The sequence below is a fragment of the Methylomonas rhizoryzae genome, from assembly GCF_008632455.1.
In the GTDB taxonomy this organism is placed as follows: Bacteria; Pseudomonadota; Gammaproteobacteria; order Methylococcales; family Methylomonadaceae; genus Methylomonas; species Methylomonas rhizoryzae.
The window spans coordinates 264,582-283,739 of record NZ_CP043929.1 but is presented as its reverse complement, the minus strand read 5'-3'; the positions used below and the strand labels follow the sequence as shown (position 1 = coordinate 283,739).

Below are 19,158 nucleotides of genomic sequence, written 5' to 3'. Positions count from 1 at the left end.
AACCTTGACCAGCTACCCTGCGTCCGCATTGACGCGAATCGCACGCTACGGTGCGCGCGAAACGGTGGGGAATTTTATCATCGGCCCATTCGCACGGTAAAGGTTTAGCAAGCTTGGCATGTAGCCGGAAATAACTTGTCGGATAATGGGACGCGATAGAGCACTTTTAAACGCCGGCCGGCGCATGAATGCGCTTCTGTCATCGAATAAGGCGCTTGTTTGTTACCGGCGCCTTACATGGACCGCTACGGTTGCTGCAACGATTGTTTTGTATCGCTAGCTGACGACGAGTGCATGCCCAACCGGCAACAGTCGCCGCGCCGGTTTAGCTAGCGGTAAACCTTAGGAAATTTTGCCCTTCACACCCTCTTCCTGACCGGCGGCGTAGGTCAATAGCGCGACGTTTTCCCGGGTGAAAAAGCCTTGAAAATCGCCAAAGCGCTGTACGTATTCGATAATCAACGATGAAAAATCGGAAGCCGACGAGAAAATTTGCTTCAAACCTTCCTCGCGCGACCCTACCGTTTCCAATAAAAATCCTTTTCCTTGCGCGGCTATCGCCTCCACAATGAAATCGATGTTTTCCTTGCCTTGCGTCTGACCGTCTTTGACTTCTACCGCAATATGGTGCAATCGCGGTCCGTAATTGCGAACGAAACTTTCGGTGGGACTCGGCAGATTGTCCAAATGACCGACGCAATAGGGAAAATTATTGGCGGTAAAAACTTTGGCCGGACTCATGGATTCGGGCTGTTCCCGGATGTTCTTGGTCACATTGGTAGACGAGTTCTGGTCTTTGATGTCGTAACTTCCCCAGTAGTAATAGCTGGACAAGGCCAGATATTCCAGTATTGCGACCTCGCGATTTTGGCTATACACCCGGGTCGCCAGATGATCGATAGGCAGGATTAAATCGGTTATCCCCAAGCGCTGCTGCATCTCTTTGCCCCTGTCGTTGGCTGCTTGAGCCGCGGACAAGATAACGCATTCTCCATGATGGTAAACCCTGATCCCGTCTATCGGCCTTTCCATATAGCCGACCAGATTCTGGGTATAAGGGGAGGGCTTGGACAAACTGACGTTTAACGGCAAGTCCAGATCGGCCAGTTCGCCTACCGAGAAAAACCGAAATTGACGCTGTTGCTGCTCGGCAACCACCGCGTGCCTGTCGCTCGCCAACAAAATTTCGCCCAGATAACGGCTGTGGGGGCGAATCGCCCCCACCGGATACAAATCGTTCAAGCTGCGAAAAATATCGAAGCGGTCCGGCCCTTTCACTTCTCGCAACAAAATGTCCGGCGAATTCATGTCTATGCGCAGCACGTGTGTCATGTGCTTGTCGCCGTCCAGCGTGACCAAATATTGGTACGGCGTCATCAAGGCCAATTCGGCGATGTATTCCACCGAGTTGCCCGGCTCGACGCTGATCATCAAGGCTTCGATGCCGCCTATCATTTCGGTCAATCCGCTACGGTCGCGCTGCTCCAACAAGCGCTGCAGATACTCTTCGAAAAACGGCGAATTCTGTTTATCGCCAAAGCGCGGCATTTTGGTTGAGCACAACATAGTCGGTACCTACCTCACGACATTAGGGCACCGCATTTACGCGGCAAACAGTGCGGCTAACAAGCAGCGATTTTGCAACCTGACGTTCTCGCGGCTCCAATTTAGGCAAATCGTCTTCAACGCGGTTGCCATCTGAAATCCAAGGTCATCGGAAAACGCGGATTGAGCGGCTCGTCGCGCAAATGCATGGGCCCCGGACTATGTCCGTGTTCCCAAAACCGCGCCCGGCGCCGCGCTTCAGCTTCGTTGGCATTGACCGGAAACACTTCATAATTTCGCCCGCCGGGGTGACCGACATGGTACGTACAACCGCCCAACGAACGATTATTCCAACTATCGACGATGTCGAACACCAACGGCGCGTGCGAGCCGATAGTCGGGTGCAGTGCGGAAACCGGCGACCACGCCTTGAATCGCACGCCGGCTACGTATTCGCCCGGAATCCCGGTCGGATGCAGAGGAACCTTGCGGCCGTTGCAGGCTACTTCGTGGCGGCTGCCTATCATACCTCTGACCTTGACCTGCAAGCGCTCGACCGAGGAATCGACATAGCGCGCGGTACCGGCCCCGGTTACTTCTTCGCCCAGCACGTGCCAGGGCTCTATCGCTTGACGCAACTCCAGCTGTACACCTTCGTAAACCACGCTGCCGTAGTGGGGAAATCTGAATTCGAAAAACGGCGCAAACCAATTGTCGTCGAATTCGTAACCCACGCTGCGCATATCCCGGCAGATGTCGCGCATGTCTTGTTCCACGAAATGCGGCAACATGCAGCGGTCGTGCAAGGACGTATCCCAGTACACCAATTTGCCTGGATACGGCGTTTTCCAAAACCGTGCCACCAACGCGCGCAGCAACAGCGATTGCACCAAGCTCATGCGGTAATGCGGGGGCATTTCGAAGGCGCGTAATTCCAGCAATCCCAGCCGCCCGGTTGCGCTGTCGGGCGAATACAGTTTATCGATGCAAAACTCCGCCCTATGGGTATTACCGGTCAAATCGATCAACAGATTGCGGAATAACCGGTCCACCAGCCACGGCCTGGCATTTTCTTGGCCGACCAGCAGAACCTGCTCCATCTGCTGAAAAGCGATTTCCAGCTCGTACAAATTATCGTCTCTCGCCTCGTCGACCCGCGGCGCTTGACTGGTCGGTCCGATAAACTGCCCGGAGAACAGATACGACAAGGCCGGATGCTGCTGCCAATACACCACCAAACTGCGCAATAAGTCGGGCCGCCTGAGAAAGGGACTATCCGCCGCAGTCGCACCGCCCAGGGTGATGTGGTTGCCGCCGCCGGTGCCGGTATGCCGTCCGTCCAGCATGAACTTTTCCGTCGCCAAGCGGGTTTGCCGGGCATCTTCGTAGAGCGACTCGGTACGGCTTTCCAGCACGTCCCAATTCTCGGCCGGATGAATGTTAACCTCGATAACGCCGGGATCCGGGGTCACCGACAGTGTCAGCAAGCGCGGATCGTGCGGCGGCGGATAGCCTTCCAGGCGGATGGGCTGCTGCAATTTTTCCGAGCAATCTTCGATTGCAGCGACCAATTCCAGCCAGGATTCCAGTGTACTCATCGGCGGCAGAAAAAGGTACAAAAACCCGTCGCGCTCTTCCAACGCCAAAGCCGTATGTATCACGTCCTTGGCAATCGGCTCTATGGACACGGGCCGCGGTCTTTTCAGGATGCGGTCACGCGGGTAGCTGGCTAAATCCCTGCGGGCTACGAACGGGTCGGTAGGGGTTTCCACTTCCTTTTCGCGCTGCGCAACCCACGGCAAGCTGCCCAAAGGCAGGCGCAAGCCCATCGGCGAATCGCCCGGCAACAGATACAAACGCTCGTGCTTGAGCGGCCAGACGCTGGATTGCCAGGAAATGGTATGGCCGTCGCCGACCGCTTTCAAAGGCAGTACAAAACCTTTTACCGCCGCTAAGCCCGCCCGCAATTGCTTGGCCAGCGCACTACGAATTTCGGCTTTTTCCAAATCGGTTTCGTGCGGATCGATATTGGGCGGCAAACGGCTTTCTTCGTCCAAAGCGTGCCAAGGATCCTCGTAGGCCGGAATCAGGTAGCTGGAATTCAACTCCAATCTCAAAGCCAAGGCCTCACCGAACGCTTGCACCGCCGGAGTTTGCAGATCGTCCGGAGTATCGGCGACCAAGGCTTTGTTATGCCATACGGGTTCGCCGTCTTTACGCCAAAACACGTTCAGCGCCCAACGCGGCAAGGGTTCGCCGGGGTACCATTTACCTTGTCCGAAATGAGTTACGCCGCCCGGCGCGAAACGGGCCTGCAAGCGGCTTAGCAAATCGTTGGCCAGCTGCCATTTCTGTTCGCCCAGCGCAGCTACGTTCCATTCGGCGCCGTCCATGTTGTCGGCCGATACGAAAGTCGGCTCGCCGCCTTGGGTCAGCCGGACGTCGCCGGCTTGCAATTCTCTATCGATGCGCTGGCCCAGCGCCCTGATGGCTTGCCATTGTTGCTCGGTATAAGGCTTGGTCACCCGCGGATCTTCATGGATGCGGGCGACCTGCATTTCCACCTTCAGTTCGGCTTCGCAAATGCTGGTCATGCCGGTAACCGGCGCGGCGGAAGCCGGTGCGGCGCTGACCGCCAACGGAATGTGGCCTTCGCCGGCCAAGAGGCCGGAGGTCGCGTCCAATCCTACCCAGCCCGCTCCCGGAATATACGCTTCGCACCATGCGTGCAAATCGGTGAAATCCGCCTCCGGCCCGGCCGGACCGTCCAGAGGCTTTCGATCCGCCACCAACTGAATTAAATAACCGGATACAAAACGCGCGGCAATGCCTTTGCTGCGCAGAATTTGCACCAGCAACCAAGCACTGTCGCGGCAAGAACCGGATTTTTTCACCAAAGTCTCCTCGCCTGTTTGCACGCCGGGTTCGAGACGGATGGTATAGGCGATGTCGTTGTGCAGCCGCTGGTTGATCATCACCAAATAGCTGGTGGTGGTGATTTCTTTCGGCGTGTCAGCATCCAATTGCCGCAGCCACGCTTGTTGCAGCGGGCCCATAGGCGTTACCTCCAAATACGGCGCCAATTCCGTCTGCAACGCCGGCGGGTATTTAAACGGAAAATATTCCGCCCATTCCTCTACGAAAAAATCGAAGGGATTGATCACCGTCATGTCGGCTAGAAGATCGACCGTGACGTCGATTTCCCGCGTCGGCTCGGGAAAGGTTATCCGCGCCACGAAGTTGCCGTAAGCATCCTGCAGCCAGTGTATGAAATGTTTCTCCGGCTTGATTTTCAAAGAATATCCGGTGATAGGCGTACGGCTGTGCGCGGCCGGACGCAAGCGGATTTCGTGCGGAGAAGCGACGACCGCTCGGTCGAAAATGTAATGGGACTTATGATGTAAGGCAACGCGGATGGTCATAATGGTTCCGTGTGTAATGTCATCGAAGCCGTAGCGGCTCGTTAACAGTGGTTCAAATACATACTGCGGTTTAGCGAATGCTATGCACTTCTCCTGCCAACCGCCATTTATCCCGAAACCGCAAAAACCGGCCGTTCGAATGTCAGACGCTCATTCAATCGTTGTTCGATAAATGGCTGTTGAAGTCTATGTCCACCAGCCATTCGGGATTGGGCAACGAGGCGAACACGCCTTTTAATCCGTCGCTCCAACGCCGGCTGATTTGGGAAAAATACGGGTCGTCTTGGGTAATGTGTTGCTCCAAGTCCAAGCGTAAGCTGGCTTTGGTGTAACAGGCCACGTCTATCGGCAGACCCACCGACAAATTGCTGCGCATCGTCGAATCGAAGGACACCAACACGCACTTCACCGCTTCACTGAGCGGAATGTCGGGCGTAATGACGCGGTCGATGATAGGCTTGCCGTATTTGGTCTCGCCGATTTGGAAATAGGGCGTTTCTTGGCCGGCTTCGATGAAATTACCCTCGGCGTAGACCATAAACAGGCGCATGTCTTCGTCCTTCACTTGGCCGCCGACGATGAAATTGGCGCTGGAATCGACATTACTCTGCGCCAGAAAAGCACCGTCGTGCTGGCGAACTTCCCTAAGCGCCTCGCCCAGCAATTGGGCGACGTCGAACATCGATTCTACATTCCAAATGTTACGCCTCTCCGGATGCCGGCCGTGCTGTTCCAACAGATTGGTCGCGTTTTGGGTAATCGACAGATTGCCCGAACTGAGTATTACTATCGTTCTATCGCCCGGCTCGACAAAGCTGCGCATTTTTTTGAAGCAGGCAATTTGATCGATGCCTGCATTGGTACGCGAGTCTGAAGCAAATACCATCCCCGCATTTAGTTTCAAAGCTACACAATAAGTCATGGAAAATTTCTTTGAGTCGATAAGCGCGTGCTTATTGCATTTGCATGCCATTCCAGCGTGACTGTACCGGTTCGAATTGATCGCGCCGAGAGAGATAGGCGGCGCGGATGTCTTGCCCCAACAAGGCGATTTGATCCAGGAATTCGGTCAAATACTCGTGCAGACCTTGGGCAACCACGTCTTCGATCGAACCGAAATGCAAAGCCGCATGCTGTCTGCCGGCACGCCGGCGCGCTTCGCGCCCGGAGTTACCGTTGATATCGATCAAAGCCATTTCGACTTCGTTCATACATGCATGCAAAGAGCGCGGCATGTCGTCGCGCAATATCAACAATTCCGCGACCCGCAGCGGCGAAATCACATCGCGATAAATCTTGCGGTAGGCCTCGAACGCACTCACGGAGCGCAACAACGAACCCCATTGATAATAATCCGCCGAACCGCCGACGTCGTTCACGCTGGGCAACAGGATATGGTATTTCACGTCCAGTATCCTGGCGGTATTATCCGCCCGTTCCAAAAAAGTGCCTAACTTGACGAAACTCAAGGCAATATCTTTGATGATCGTCCCTAGCGTTACCCCGCGGAACATGTGGGACCGGTCTTTTACCCAATCGAAAAAATCCGGAAATTTGTCGATATCCATATTCCAGGTCATGCGGTTCAGTTCCAGCCAGGTGGAATTGATGACCTCCCACATTTCCGAGGTAATCGCGCCGCGCACCGCCCGGGCGTTTTCCCTAGCCAGCTTTAAGCAACTATAGATACTGGAAGGATTATCCGGATCCAACCCCATATAACGGGTGACGTCGTCGCCGCGCGCCAGACCGTATTTAACTTCGTAACTGGCTGCACAGCCGGTAATGTTAAGCGGGGCATACCACAGATACGCCTCCGCACCCTCAATATCCAACGGCAACAGCGCCGAGCGATGGGCCACGTCCAAAATCCTGGCGGTATTTTCGGCACGCTCGATATGGCGCGCCATCCAAAACAAGTTGTCGGCAGTACGTGCCAGCATGAATCACTCCTCCAATACCCAGGTATCCTTGGTACCGCCGCCTTGCGACGAATTGACGATTAACGACCCCTCCCTTAGCGCGACCCGGGTCAAACCACCCGGCACCAAGCGGATTTCTTTGCCGGACAATACAAACGGCCGCAAGTCCACATGACGCGGCGCGACGCCCGACTCCACCATGGTCGGACAGGTGGAAAGCGCCAAAGTCGGCTGGGCGATAAAACTGGCCGGCTCCGCCAAAATCCGTTGTTTGTAGGCTGCGATTTCCTCTTTACTGCTGGTCGGGCCAACCAACATGCCGTAGCCGCCGGAGCCTTGAACTTCTTTAACCACCAGCTCCGGCAAATGCGCCAGCACGTAACGCAAATCGTCCGCCTCGCTTAAGCGCCAGGTCGGCACGTTAGACAACAACGGCGCTTCGCCCAGATAAAAACGGATCATTTCCGGCACGTACAGATAGGTGGCCTTATCGTCCGCCACGCCTGTGCCGACGCCGTTGGCCAAGGTCACGTTGCCGCTACGGTAGGCTTCGAACAAACCGGGCACGCCCAACGCCGAATCCGGCCGGAACGCCATGGGATCGAGAAAGTCGTCGTCGACCCGCCGATAAATCACGTGCACCTGCTGCGGCCCTTCCGTGGTGTACATATACACCTTATTTTGGTGCACGAACATATCCTGACCTTCCACCAGTTCCACGCCCATTTGGCTGGCCAGAAAAGCATGTTCGAAATAAGCGCTATTGTAGGAACCCGGCGTCATGACCACGATGGTCGGGTCGGAAACATTCGCCGGCGCGGATTCCCGCAACGTATCCAACAACATTTGCGGGTAATGCTCGACCGGCTCCACCGTATGACTGGCGAACAATTCCGGAAACAAACGCATCATGGTGTTGCGGTTTTCCAGCATGTACGAGACGCCGGACGGCGTGCGCAGGTTATCCTCCAGCACGTAAAAATCGTTTTCCGCCACCCGCACCAAATCGATGCCGGCAATGTTGGCGTACACCTTATTCGGCAAATCGATGCCCTGCATTTCCTTGCGGAACAGCACGTTACCCAGGATCTGCCGTTCGCTGACCACGCCGGCCTTGATGATTTCCTGATCGTGGTAGATGTCGTGCAGGAAGGCGTTTAGCGCCTGAACCCGTTGCTTGAGGCCTTTTTCCAGCCTGCGCCATTCCTCGGCACCGAAAATGCGCGGCACGATATCGAACGGAATCAGCCGCTCGGAACCGGCCGCTTCGCCGTAAACCGCAAAAGTGATGCCTAAGCGCCTGAACAACAATTCCGCTTCCGCACTCTTTCGCTCCAGGGTGCCGTCCGGAAGTTGCTCAAGCCAACGTTGATAATTGCCGTAAATATCGCGAACGACGTTTTCGCCGTTCCGCATCTCGTCAAAGTAGGTAGGGGTATTTTGTGTGCTCATATCTAGCGTCCAGCAAGAGCTATGCCATTGGGCTCAAACTATAAGTGATGTAGATTGCTTCTGTACAGCATTGTTTGACTGGTACGAGGACATTGGCTGCGCGCCGGTCTTTGCACCAAAATTGAACGCCGAATTGGTGCGCAATCGCCCGCCCGCTCATGCGCCGGCAGGAACACGTGGTAATCCGGCCAAATTTGCGCGCACTGACAAGCGAAACAACCGGACGCGCGTCAATTCAATTGTGTGCCGTCGTCTCTAAAACCACCATACGAAATCAGCCTGGGCAATATTTCATCCCGATTACGCACCCCGAGTTTGGTGTAAATGGCATGCACGTGATCTTTCACGGTACTGGCTTTGATGTGTTGTTTGCAGCCAATTTGCTCAAAGCTAAAGCCCTGTGCCAACCACTGCGCGATTTGCCGCTGAGCTGCCGATAACGGAAACGGTTTTAAAGCCCTCAGGATCAGCAAAGTCAACGGGGCTTGATATTCAATGGTCACACCGATCAACGACGTTTCGTCGCCCGCCGCCGAATTCAACCAATGCGTGCGAAAGCTAAACCTACCGTTTGTCCCCTCGTATAAAAAGCTCGGAAGGGCCGTATCACCCCCCGGCTGATTTCGGCCAAACGTCGGCACAAGTCGGCAAGCTTCAGCATAATCCTGTCTTGTTGGCGCAAATCCACTAAAACCCGCGGATGCCTAGCAAGGCGTAGTAAACGATCCGCTTCCGGGCTTAAAAACCGCAACTTCCCGGATCGGTCCATGATCAACAGGCCCGAGTCGCACCGCCCCGCAAATTCCGACTTTTCTCCACCACCGTTACTACTAAAAAAATCATCGTCGGAGCAACGCCTTCGTCGCGAAGAGCCTTTCGAATCGCGGCGAAGGCGTTGCTTCTACTATCAATACTTTTCATCGGCCGGAGTGATTGCCGGGCCTGCATGATCATTACGATGGGCATGCGCAGGATATGGCAACAACTGCCACAGCATCGTTAAGTGCAATCTTTCAAAAAAGATTATGCACACAGCTCAGAGTTTGATTCATTGTTGATGGGCTGCATTTTTGCATAGCCGTAAAAAATGCAACGTGCCGAAGCCAAATAATCTTGTCAGGTAGATAGTAACGGTATGAGTGATAGAATGAACCTGAATCCGTGACTTCAAATATTGTCAGCCCTTTTATTCGGAAACTATTACAAAAGTGGCTGAATTTAAAATTACATTCCTTGCAATCGACTTTAGACACAGCACTGGCCGCGCCGCGCCAGCTTGACCTAAAGACGAAGGGGCCGCGTAGCGATGGACCCGCGTATTTTCGTGAGACCAACTGGTCAAGGCGACAATCGAGAGGCGCCGCGCTGTTCTGGGACGCTGAATTTTTGCGACTTCGGGTCAAAACCGTCGCAAAAGGCAAGTCCTGTAAATTCAATCCGCAACCCTTGCCCGACTAGACCCGCCGTCAAGGGATGCCCTTCGCGCCAGGGCGCAATTTCACGTGGCGGGAAGGTCTCGTCGACGGCCAAAGCCAACAACTGTGCCAGCGTCCAAGCGGTGGAGCGAATTTGCATCCAGGTTTCCAGCACGGTGGCGACTGTTGCCACAGATTGCTAATGCCCCAGCAGCGTTTCAGATGATGAAACAAGGGATCGATGCCCCAACGGCGAGCAATACAGTTCGAGAATGGCCGAGGCCGATAACGCCGTTTCGGTGGCCAGCAGCAGGCGGGGCTTCGCCCAAGTCTGTTTCCGGTCGTCGTAAAACTCGCACCAGACGGCCCGCACCGGCGCGTCTTTCAGAAAGCGGGCCAAGACCACTGCCGACCGTAGCCGCAGCTTTTGGGGTTTGCCGTGCAGCGTTAACGACCGCTCGCACAACGGCAAGCCGGCAATCGCTTCGGCCGTCAGGCGTTGACCGTATTTGTGCGGCCGCCCGATACGGGGCAAGTCCGGTCGTATCGGGCGGCAAAAACAACGGGTAGGTTTCCGATAAATCAAACGCCAAAAAAGGTACGCAGTGCGTATCTACATGGCTGCCATTTTGCCAAGCCAGGCAATTACGGTTTCCCCAATTGATAATCAAAAAGGAGGTTCAGTTGCTTACGAAGAAATCGTTCGCAATCAAATGACGGCGCCCCGGCAAAAACGAGGCGGAGCTAAGCTGAGGCTAGCTCAGCGAGGGGAAGTTTTTAGGCGATAGCGAGGTCTCCAGCGAAGGCATCGCCGCCAAGCCTTCGCTGAGTTTCTCTTGCCAGATCCGGCGCATTTGGATGATGTATTCATCATCCTCTTGAAAATTATAATATTTGTCGAAGGCTAACCCGTCTTTACGGTAAATCATTAAATCGACCGGCGGGCCGACACTGGCGTTGCTGCGCATGGTGGAATCCATCGAAATCAGGCAGCATCTGGCCGCATCTTCCAGCGAGGTCTCGACGTTCAGAAAGCGGTCTAAGACCGGCTTGCCGTATTTGATTTCGCCGATCTGCAAATAGGGGGTTTGCAGGGAAGTGGTGATGTAATTTCCCTCCGGGTACACCAAATAGGCACCGTGCGGGTCCTGGCCGATTTGGCCGGCCAATAAAAAGGTTGCGGCCGGAAAGAAACTGTTTTGCCCCGCGTTGCCTAACCGGTTTTGTTTTTCCAGGCTGACCTGGCCTAGATACTCCGCCGCTTCCGAAAGATAGTGCACCGTGTTCATATTGACGGCGCAACATTCTTTGATGTCGCGCCGCAGCTGATCCAACACCGCTTGGGTCGTCGCAAGATTGCCGGCACTCAGCAAGACAATCTTGCGATCCTCGAAAGTCGGCACCACGTGCATTTTGCAATGCACGCTGACGTTGTCGATACCTGCATTAGTCCTGGAATCCGATGTGACAACCAAGCCATCCCTGACCGACACAGCAATACAGTAGGTCATGCTTTTTTGAATCGTGAAAAAATCGATTGGGCAGTTTACTAAACTTGGCCGGCGAACACTATGCCCGCGCGAACAGCGAAATCCGATCCGAGCCAGCGATTGATCATGCCGATAAACGCTTGCTAAGCTCTGCGTTCAGTAAAGCTTCATGGTGCCGGCGCAACACCGAATCGCTGGGAATAGGCGGCAATTCCGCTTCGATTTGATATTTAAGCTGCGAGATGAAATGCCTTCTGAGCACCGAATCCTGCGGTATCCTTACTGTTTTGATTTCTTCTGCGCCCGGTTGTTGAGCTGCGACTGCTGCCGGAGCGACAACCTCCGCCGCATCGTTAACTACGGCGCTGCTTGCCGGTTCCGACGCTAATTTATGCGCCGCATCGAAATGCCGGCGCAGCACCGAATCGGTCGGATAAGGGTTGATTTGCACTTCGCGTTTTGCGGCCTGCTCGGCTTCGTAATGACGATGCAAAATCGAATCTTCCGGCACCGCGGCAGGCGTTTCAGCCGCTGGAGCCACTTCGGATGAGTCACTACTCGGTGCCGGCTCGGCAAAGGCTTGCGCTACCGCTTTCTCGATCAACGTTGCCGGGGGTTCGACTGCCGGCTCGGTTACTACAGCTTCAACAACAGGGGCAGGGGCAGGGGCAGGATCCGGCACCAATTTGTGCGCGCTATCGTAATGCCGGCGCAATACCGAATCGGTCGGATAGGGGTTGGTTTGCGCGTCGTGTTTTGCCGTTTGTTCGGCCTCGTAATGCCGATGCAACACCGAGTCTTCCGGCTCTGTCGCAACGGTCTCGGCCCGGGCTGGCGAGGTAGTCAGCTCGGCTTGCGGTTCGGCCTCCACTGTGCTTGCCAACGAAATTTCCGGCACGGATGCAGGCTCGACAGCCGGCGTGCTGACTGCCGGCACGGGCGCAATTTCAGGTTGTGCAGTCGGTTCCGGCGCAGCTCTTAGCTCAGTCCGGCCGGCGTCTTTTTTCTTTAAGGCGTATACGACCGCCGCGATCAGCACCGCCAGCGCCACTGCGACCATCAGCATAATTTCGTTCGTTCCCCAAGCCGCTGCAGATTCGGCCATATTGTCTTGTGCAGGTTCCATGATGCCCTCCTAATCGTAATTTTGTTGTAGTTATCTGCGGATCATAGATGCGCCTTAGCGAATTCTTAAAACCGAACCCGGCTAAGCCGCTTGTATTTACTACAAATACGGCCGTAATGAAACTTTTTTTGCAAAAACCTTGGTCAGCTAACTCGTCCGATTTAAAAATCGTGCACTCAGCCGCCGGTATTTTGCGGGGAATGGAGCGGCGGTTTCGTAGTAAAGTTAAACCGTAGCGCCGGCAGTAGTCGCGGCGCTTCACCGCCCCCACTCGACCTTAGGAGTTCCGCCTATGTCTTACGAAGCCTGCACTTATGTAATTTTCGGCGCCACCGGCAATTTGGCCCGCATCAAACTCATGCCCGGTTTTTATCATTTGGAAATGGAAAATAAATTGCCCGAGGGTACGCGTATTCTCGCCGTAGGCCGCAGGCCCTGGGATAGAGACAAATGGCTGCAGGAAACCCGGCAGATGCTGGAGGAAAAAGAGGGCACCAAACTCAACCAAGCGGTATTCGAACGTTTCAGCTCTCGTCTGTTTTACCACCGCGGCAATTTGGACGATGAGGCCTGTTACGCCGAATTAGCGGCTGCACTGAACGACGACGCCGAACAGTTTCCGAAAAACGTCGCGTTTTACTTGGCGATCGGGCCGGACGATTTCGGCCACGTGATCGAATCCTTAAGCAAAGTGGAGATGCTGAGCGAAGAATACGGCTGGCGCCGCGTGGTGATCGAAAAACCCTTCGGCTACGATCTGGAAAGCGCACAAGCCTTGCAAAAACGCCTGCAACGCTATCTGACCGAAGAACAAATCTACCGTATCGACCACTATCTGGGCAAAGGCATGGTGCAAAACGTGCTGGTATTCCGCTTCGCAAACGTCATGCTGGAACCCTTGTGGAACCGCAATTACATCGACCACGTACAAATCACCCACGCCGAAGACATCGGCATCAGCACCCGCGGCGAATATTACGACAGCGCCGGGGCTCTGCGCGACATGCTGCAAAGCCATTTGCTGCAATTATTGACCTTGGTCGCGATGGAACCGCCGGTCGCAATGGACGCCGAAGCGTTACGCGACGAAAAAGTCAAAGTGTTGAAATCGATCCGCCCTATCCCTAAAACAGCCGTGCACGCTCACGCCTTTCGCGGCCAATACAGTAAAGGCAGCATAGCCGGGCAAAAAGTCCCCGGCTATTTGGAAGAAGCCGGCATTCCGGCCGACAGCACCACCGAAACCTACGCGGCCATGAAATTGCTGATCGACAACTGGCGTTGGCGCGGCGTGCCGTTTTATCTGCGCACCGGCAAACGCATGGTCGCCAGCCAATCCAGCATTTCGATTTGCTTCCGCCACCCGCCGCTGCATTTCTTCCACGGCACCCACGTCAGTTGCATGAATCCCAACTGGGTGCTGATGGGCATACAACCGGAAGAATGCATACGCATCGAAATGACCGTCAAGCAGCCGGGCTTGGAGATGCGCACCCACACCACCAGCCTGGACGCCAGTTTTCGCCAGCCCGACCAACGCCACATCGACGCTTACGAAGACTTGCTGCTGGACGTCATCCACGGCGACCGCTCGTTGTTTTTGCGCTTCGACGAAGTCGAGTACGCCTGGCGCATCGTCGACCCGATCCTGCAAACCTGGGTGACCGAACGCGACTACATCCCCACTTATCCGGCCGGCAGCTGGGGCCCGCCCGAAAGCCGCCGCCTGTTTACCAAAGAAGGCCATTACTGGCGCAGTTCGCTGGAGCCGGAGTGCGGCGAGACTTGATTTAATTTAACCCGGCGCGGGCAACTCCGGTTTAGACCGGCAATCGCTAGGGCTCTGCCGAGATCAATGCCAACCGCCGTACTGGGTGGTCGGATCGCCGCGGAAGCCGGCGGTGGTTTTATTGGCCGCAGGTACGGTGCCGGATTCTTCCGCCGCCCGCACCAGATTTTTGTGGGTATAGCCGCCCAAGGCTTTGGCTTGTTTGGCGATGCGGGTACTCAAGGTATTGATGTCGAACTTGCTCGCCGCCGCGTGCACCACCACGGAAATCATGCCTTGTTTTTCGCCCGCCTCGGCGCTCGGATAATAGGCCAGCACGATAGGCAACTCAGTGCCGGCCGGAATATCGATCGCGTAGTGCGGACCGTCTTCCAGCCGGGTTTCCGCCAAAACCTTGCCTTGTTCGCTCAAGGCCTTGACGATGCCGGTTTTCGCCGGCCCCTCGTCCAAGGTCACCAAGCCTTGCAAGGTTTTGACGGTTTGATAGTTCTCCGCCCGCGGCTTTTCGGTCACGGCCGCACTCGGCTTGGAATCGCAACCGGAGAGCATAGCCCCGGCTACCAGCGCGCCACCCAGCCAGAACAAGGTTGTTTTCATAGCTTCCCCCTCGAATATATGATTGTTTTACCGGCTTTACCTTACCCGAGCCGGTTGCACCGCGCAATTTACGACGGCGCATCCAGCTTGAACCATTCGTCCAGAATTTGATGGGCGTCGTCGACTCCGGTTTTGGCCAGCGCGGAAAACAGCTGCAAACTGATCTCCACCTGCGCCTGCCCCAAGTCATTTTGTACCGCGAGCAAGGCATTTTTAGCCGCCCCGTAATTCAACTTATCCGCCTTGGTCAACAAGATGTGCAAAGGCAAGCGACTGTGCTCGCACCAGCGCACCATCTGCCAATCGAACTCGGTCAGAGGATGGCGAATGTCCATGACTAACACGATGCCGCACAAGGCTTGCCGTTGCTGCAGATAACGCTCCATCATTTTCAACCAATCGCGTTTAACCGCTTCCGGCACTTTGGCATACCCGTAGCCCGGTAAATCCACCAGCCGGCGCTGCTCGTCCACCTCGAAAAAATTCAGCAACTGGGTACGGCCCGGGGTTTTGCTGACCCGCGCCAAGGCGTTTTGCCTGACGATGGTATTGATGGCGCTGGACTTGCCGGCGTTGGAGCGTCCGGCAAACGCGATTTCCATGCCCTGGTCGGCGGGAGCCGACTCCAGCTTGGGCGCACTGCAGACAAAACGAGCCTGATAATAAAGGGGATTCATCGTCTATAGGTAAAAGCTCTTGGCTAATTCGATAAAAGCCTCGATTGTACCCTGTCCGCGCGCGGGCGACGTTTCGGGTTTTCCCCACTCCGCCAAACCGTTCTCCGACAAGCCGGTGCCGGGGTTTTGCGGATTCATCGGCCAGGCGGGCTTTTGCCTGAGCCACCGGGCTGGTGGTTTACCGTCAAAAACACCTAATACAAGGGCGCGTAGCACTCCGACAAGCCTATGCCCTATGGTCGGGCAGGCTTTACGGATAAACCGGCAAGCATGATTGAGCGGTCTTTCTGACGACCGATAGGACCTGTCACCGGCTTAAATGCTGGAACTGTATTCGATGCGCCGGGCCATTGAAGTGTATTTGAAAAAAAACCGCTATGCCGCCTATATTGCGTCCATCCATTTGGCGGCTATCCGGTTTTGCCTGTTGGGGACGGCCAAACAGACGCAAGGTTTCGGCAACAGCACGGACATCAGCTTTGCCGGCAAACTGTGGCACGTTTTTGCGCCGTGATCACCGGGGCTTTGGACAGCCTGAAAGCCGTATCCTGTATTACGATCAAAGGTTAGTGGGGGGTACCTTTATCGTCCGATCGACAAATTCGGCAACAATCCGGATTTCAAGGCGTCCCGGTATCGAGACAAACCGACGAAATGCCTAAAGCGGCGGTAAACCGGACCACAAGGTGCTGCCGGTTAGCCGGGGCGTCAGGTGCGCGAATTTTTATATTCCGGCTTCCAGAATCAAATTGAACGGCGTTTCCGCCGCCCGGCGCAGGTTGTTGAAACCGGCTTCTCGGAATATCTCGGCCCAGCGCGCTTCGCCGGCTTGTGCGCCCAGGGCCAGGCCGACGTGCTCGGACAACGAATGCGCGCAGCAAATCGTCGTGGAGGCGGCATAAAACAGCCGGCCGACGGTGTTCAGATTGTCCTCGACCCGGTCGTTGGCGTAGGGCTCCACTAGCATCACCGTACCGCCCGGAGTCAAGGCTTCGGCGGCATATTTTGCCGCGCCCAGCGGATCGCCCATATCGTGCAAGCAATCAAAGAAGCAAATCAGATCGAAACCGGCTTTTGGGTATTCCTGGGCATGCCCAAGGTCGAAACGGACCTGCTTCGCCAGCCCTTGTTGCTCGGCATGCCGCCGCGCGGCCTCGATTGAACCAGGATGGATATCGAAGCCCCAAAACCGCGAGTTGGGATAAGCGGCGGCCATTTGCAGCGTGGAGTGGCCGTGGCCGCAACCCACGTCGGCCACGCGGGCGCCGGCCCGCAGGCGCTGTTCGACGCCGTCCAGGGCCGGCAGCCACTGCGATACCAGGTGCGCTTTGTAATAGTTGCGGTAAAAAGCCGAGACCCCGCAGTACAGCCTATCGTGGTGCTCGCCCCAGCCGACGCCATCGCCCGACTTGAAGGCGTGCAGGGTTTTTTCCTCGTCCAGCCACATCGATGCGGCGACGTCCCAGGCGGCGGCCATGAAAAACGGGCTGTCCTCATCGGCTAATACCATGGCCTGTTCCGGCGTCAGTTCGTAGCACTGGCCGGCCGGGTGGTATTGCACATAGCCGGCGGCGGCTTGGCTGTTGAGCCATTCGCGGACGTAGCGCTCGGCACAGCCGACTCGCCGGGCGAGTTGTTGCGGGCTCAAAGGTCCGGCTTGGGCCATGGCTTGATACAGACCCAGCCTGCGGCCGAGGCTGACCATCACGCCACCGTAGGAGGCTGCCAGATCCCCTACTACTCGGTCCAGGAAGTGTTGCAATTGTTGCTGATCGGCGGGTTGTGCGGTAGCGGTCATCTGTTCCTCCGGTTTTTTTGGGTTAAATCAGGTCGTAGTCATAGTTTGCGGCTTTAAACTTCAGCGGGCGAGTGTCAGAATGGCCAGGTTCGGTTCATTTATGCCAGGGAATGAGCCACAGACCCGAGGTCTTAACCATGGCCAAGATTCATGTCAGTATCGTTGCAATTCCCGATGCGATGTTTTCGACCCTTAGCGGGATTTACGACGTGTTAAACGCCTTTACGCTGTTGAGCGGTTACGACAATGTGATCCCGGAAAGCTCGCCGTTTCAGGTCGACATCGTCGGCCCTTCCCGCGAGTCCTTTCGAACTGCCAGCGGTTTGGCCTTGCAACCGCAGCGTACGTTCGACGATCTTCAAACCAGCGATGTGGTGATTGTTCCGTCGGTTGCGGTGCAGAATGCGATTTGGGAGACGGGGCGCTATCCGGTCATTGTGCAGTGGCTGCAAACCGTGCATGCCGGGGGGGCGATCTTGTGTTCGGCCTGCTCCGGCGTATTATTGTTGGCTGAAACCGGTTTGTTGGACGGCAAAGCGGCGACGGTGCATTGGGCTTTTGCAGGGACTTTCCGGCAAAACTTTCCGCAAGTGTTGCTACGCCTGGAGAAAATGCTGGTCATCGCCGGAGAGCGCGAGCAGTTCGTCATGTCGGGCGCTTCCGCGTCCTGGCACGATTTGGTGCTTTATCTGGTTGCGCGCTTCGTCGGGCCGGCTGCCGCGCAAGCTTTCTGCAAATTTTTTGCGCTGGAATGGCACCGAGACGGTCAAACCCCGTACTTGGTGTTCGAGCAACCGGTCGATCATCAGGACGCCGTGGTGAAAGACGCGCAAACTTGGTTGGCATGCCATTTTGCGGCGGCCGCTCCGGTCGCAGAACTGGTCAAGCGATCAGGAATTCCGGAACGCAGTTTCAAGCGCCGCTTCAGCCAGGCCACCGGTTATTCGCCGATCCAATATGTGCAGCATTTGCGCATCGAAGCTGCCAAACGCCGTCTGGAACGGAGCGGAGCGTCGGTCGAGCAGATTAGCTGGCAGGTTGGTTACCAAGATTCGGCTTCGTTCCGCCGTTTGTTTAAACGTATCGTCGGCGTTTCGCCTGGAGATTACCGCAGAAAATTTAGCTTGCCCCGCTTCGGACAGGACGACGAATAATCGGCACCGGCTCGGGTTGGCTCTACCTTAGAACAAGGTAGTTAGTGAGTTTGGTCATCAACATCCAGTCATGCATATCGGCCGAGTGCATTTCCGGGCGTGGTTTAGCCAACCGGCAAAGCAACCCAGCCGGTATTCTCTGTTGGATCAGGCATTGCGCAATGCCAACGGGACGTAAGCGCGCTCGTCTGCCTGTGTTTTGTGGTTTTATTCTGTGAGGCAACTCTGGTCGGTTTCTGCCATCATATGCGCCATAACATAAAATTTCGAATCGATATTATAATGACGCCATGCTTATAGACGCCGTAGATCGCCGAATCATCCTTGCCACTCAGGCCGGCCTGCCTTTGGTGTCAGAGCCTTACCGTGCCGTAGCCGAGCAACTGCAACTTTCCGAGCAGGAGCTGATGCAACGCCTGACGATAATGCAAGAAACCGGCATCATCCGCCGGATTGCCGCGGTGCCGAATCACTTCAAGTTAGGCTATCGGTATAACGGCATGACGGTGTGGGACGTGGAGGACGATTGTGTCGACCGATTAGGTGCTGATGTGGCGGCTTTGCCCTTTGTCAGCCATTGTTACCGGCGGCCGCGGCATTTGCCGGAATGGCCGTACAATCTGTTCGCGATGATACACGGCAAAACCGAAGCCGAGGCGCAAGCCTTGGTCGTCCAAGTGGCCGAGGTTCTGGGTAGCCACGCCCGTGCGCACGACGTGCTGTACAGCAGTAAAATCCTGAAAAAAACCGGCCTGAGAATCGCGGAGTAAG

Annotated in this window: 17 protein-coding genes; 4 read left to right on the top strand and 13 right to left on the bottom strand. The window is 55.7% G+C overall.

Annotated elements, in window-relative coordinates; genetic code table 11:
• Nucleotides 1-342: 342 nt before the first annotated feature.
• From F1E05_RS01285 to F1E05_RS01240, 10 genes are all read right to left on the bottom strand, one after another.
• Complete coding sequence (locus F1E05_RS01285; protein WP_150046187.1) at nt 343-1,566, bottom strand: VOC family protein; 1,224 nt, start codon at nt 1,564-1,566, stop codon at nt 343-345.
• Between the two features lie 116 nt (nt 1,567-1,682).
• Complete coding sequence (locus tag F1E05_RS01280; RefSeq protein ID WP_150046186.1) at nt 1,683-4,967, bottom strand: transglutaminase family protein; 3,285 nt, start codon at nt 4,965-4,967, stop codon at nt 1,683-1,685.
• 154 nt (nt 4,968-5,121) lie between these two features.
• Nucleotides 5,122-5,889, bottom strand: coding sequence for a proteasome-type protease (locus F1E05_RS01275; RefSeq protein WP_150046185.1), 768 nt, complete (start codon nt 5,887-5,889; stop codon nt 5,122-5,124).
• Nucleotides 5,890-5,920: 31 nt separating this feature from the next.
• Nucleotides 5,921-6,910, bottom strand: a complete 990-nt coding sequence (locus tag F1E05_RS01270; protein WP_150046184.1) for an alpha-E domain-containing protein — start codon at nt 6,908-6,910, stop codon at nt 5,921-5,923.
• Nucleotides 6,911-6,913: 3 nt separating this feature from the next.
• Nucleotides 6,914-8,341 (bottom strand): circularly permuted type 2 ATP-grasp protein, encoded by a 1,428-nt coding sequence (locus F1E05_RS01265; protein ID WP_150046183.1) that lies wholly within the window; start codon nt 8,339-8,341, stop codon nt 6,914-6,916.
• A 230-nt stretch (nt 8,342-8,571) separates the two neighbouring features.
• Nucleotides 8,572-8,883 (bottom strand): helix-turn-helix domain-containing protein, encoded by a 312-nt coding sequence (locus F1E05_RS01260; RefSeq protein ID WP_190303218.1) that lies wholly within the window; start codon nt 8,881-8,883, stop codon nt 8,572-8,574.
• Between the two features lie 796 nt (nt 8,884-9,679).
• Nucleotides 9,680-9,949 carry a hypothetical protein gene (locus F1E05_RS01255; protein WP_150046181.1) on the bottom strand — a complete coding sequence of 90 codons (270 nt, stop codon included), beginning with the start codon at nt 9,947-9,949 and terminating at the stop codon, nt 9,680-9,682.
• A 6-nt stretch (nt 9,950-9,955) separates the two neighbouring features.
• Entirely contained in the window at nt 9,956-10,291 is a 336-nt protein-coding gene (locus tag F1E05_RS01250; protein ID WP_150046180.1) for a hypothetical protein, read from the bottom strand.
• 220 nt (nt 10,292-10,511) lie between these two features.
• Nucleotides 10,512-11,267, bottom strand: a complete 756-nt coding sequence (locus tag F1E05_RS01245) for a peptidase (RefSeq protein WP_150046179.1) — start codon at nt 11,265-11,267, stop codon at nt 10,512-10,514.
• A 103-nt stretch (nt 11,268-11,370) separates the two neighbouring features.
• On the bottom strand, nt 11,371-12,372 hold the full coding sequence (locus F1E05_RS01240; protein WP_150046178.1) for a hypothetical protein: 1,002 nt from the start codon (nt 12,370-12,372) through the stop codon (nt 11,371-11,373).
• A gap of 292 nt (nt 12,373-12,664) precedes the next feature.
• On the opposite strand from F1E05_RS01240, the gene zwf reads away from it, so the two are divergent.
• Nucleotides 12,665-14,161 (top strand): glucose-6-phosphate dehydrogenase, encoded by a 1,497-nt coding sequence (gene zwf, locus F1E05_RS01235; RefSeq protein ID WP_150046177.1) that lies wholly within the window; start codon nt 12,665-12,667, stop codon nt 14,159-14,161.
• Nucleotides 14,162-14,224: 63 nt separating this feature from the next.
• Here the strand turns inward: zwf and F1E05_RS01230 are convergent, their stop codons facing one another.
• Both F1E05_RS01230 and yihA read right to left on the bottom strand, forming a co-directional pair.
• Complete coding sequence (locus tag F1E05_RS01230; protein ID WP_150046176.1) at nt 14,225-14,758, bottom strand: hypothetical protein; 534 nt, start codon at nt 14,756-14,758, stop codon at nt 14,225-14,227.
• Nucleotides 14,759-14,826: 68 nt separating this feature from the next.
• Nucleotides 14,827-15,435, bottom strand: coding sequence for a ribosome biogenesis GTP-binding protein YihA/YsxC (yihA, locus tag F1E05_RS01225; protein WP_150046175.1), 609 nt, complete (start codon nt 15,433-15,435; stop codon nt 14,827-14,829).
• A gap of 319 nt (nt 15,436-15,754) precedes the next feature.
• Between yihA and F1E05_RS01220 the strand changes: the two genes are divergently transcribed.
• Nucleotides 15,755-15,949 (top strand): hypothetical protein, encoded by a 195-nt coding sequence (locus F1E05_RS01220; protein WP_150046174.1) that lies wholly within the window; start codon nt 15,755-15,757, stop codon nt 15,947-15,949.
• A 210-nt stretch (nt 15,950-16,159) separates the two neighbouring features.
• On the opposite strand, the gene F1E05_RS01215 is transcribed toward F1E05_RS01220, so the two are convergent.
• Nucleotides 16,160-17,233: a class I SAM-dependent methyltransferase gene (locus tag F1E05_RS01215; RefSeq protein WP_150046173.1), complete on the bottom strand. Its 1,074-nt coding sequence runs from the start codon at nt 17,231-17,233 to the stop codon at nt 16,160-16,162.
• A 137-nt stretch (nt 17,234-17,370) separates the two neighbouring features.
• On the opposite strand from F1E05_RS01215, the gene F1E05_RS01210 reads away from it, so the two are divergent.
• Both F1E05_RS01210 and ahbB read left to right on the top strand, forming a co-directional pair.
• The gene (locus F1E05_RS01210; protein ID WP_197737400.1) at nt 17,371-18,387 is read left to right on the top strand and encodes a GlxA family transcriptional regulator; all 1,017 of its coding nucleotides are present in this window, start codon (nt 17,371-17,373) and stop codon (nt 18,385-18,387) included.
• 290 nt (nt 18,388-18,677) lie between these two features.
• Entirely contained in the window at nt 18,678-19,157 is a 480-nt protein-coding gene (gene ahbB / locus F1E05_RS01205) for a siroheme decarboxylase subunit beta (protein WP_150046171.1), read from the top strand.
• Nucleotide 19,158 lies beyond the last annotated feature (1 nt).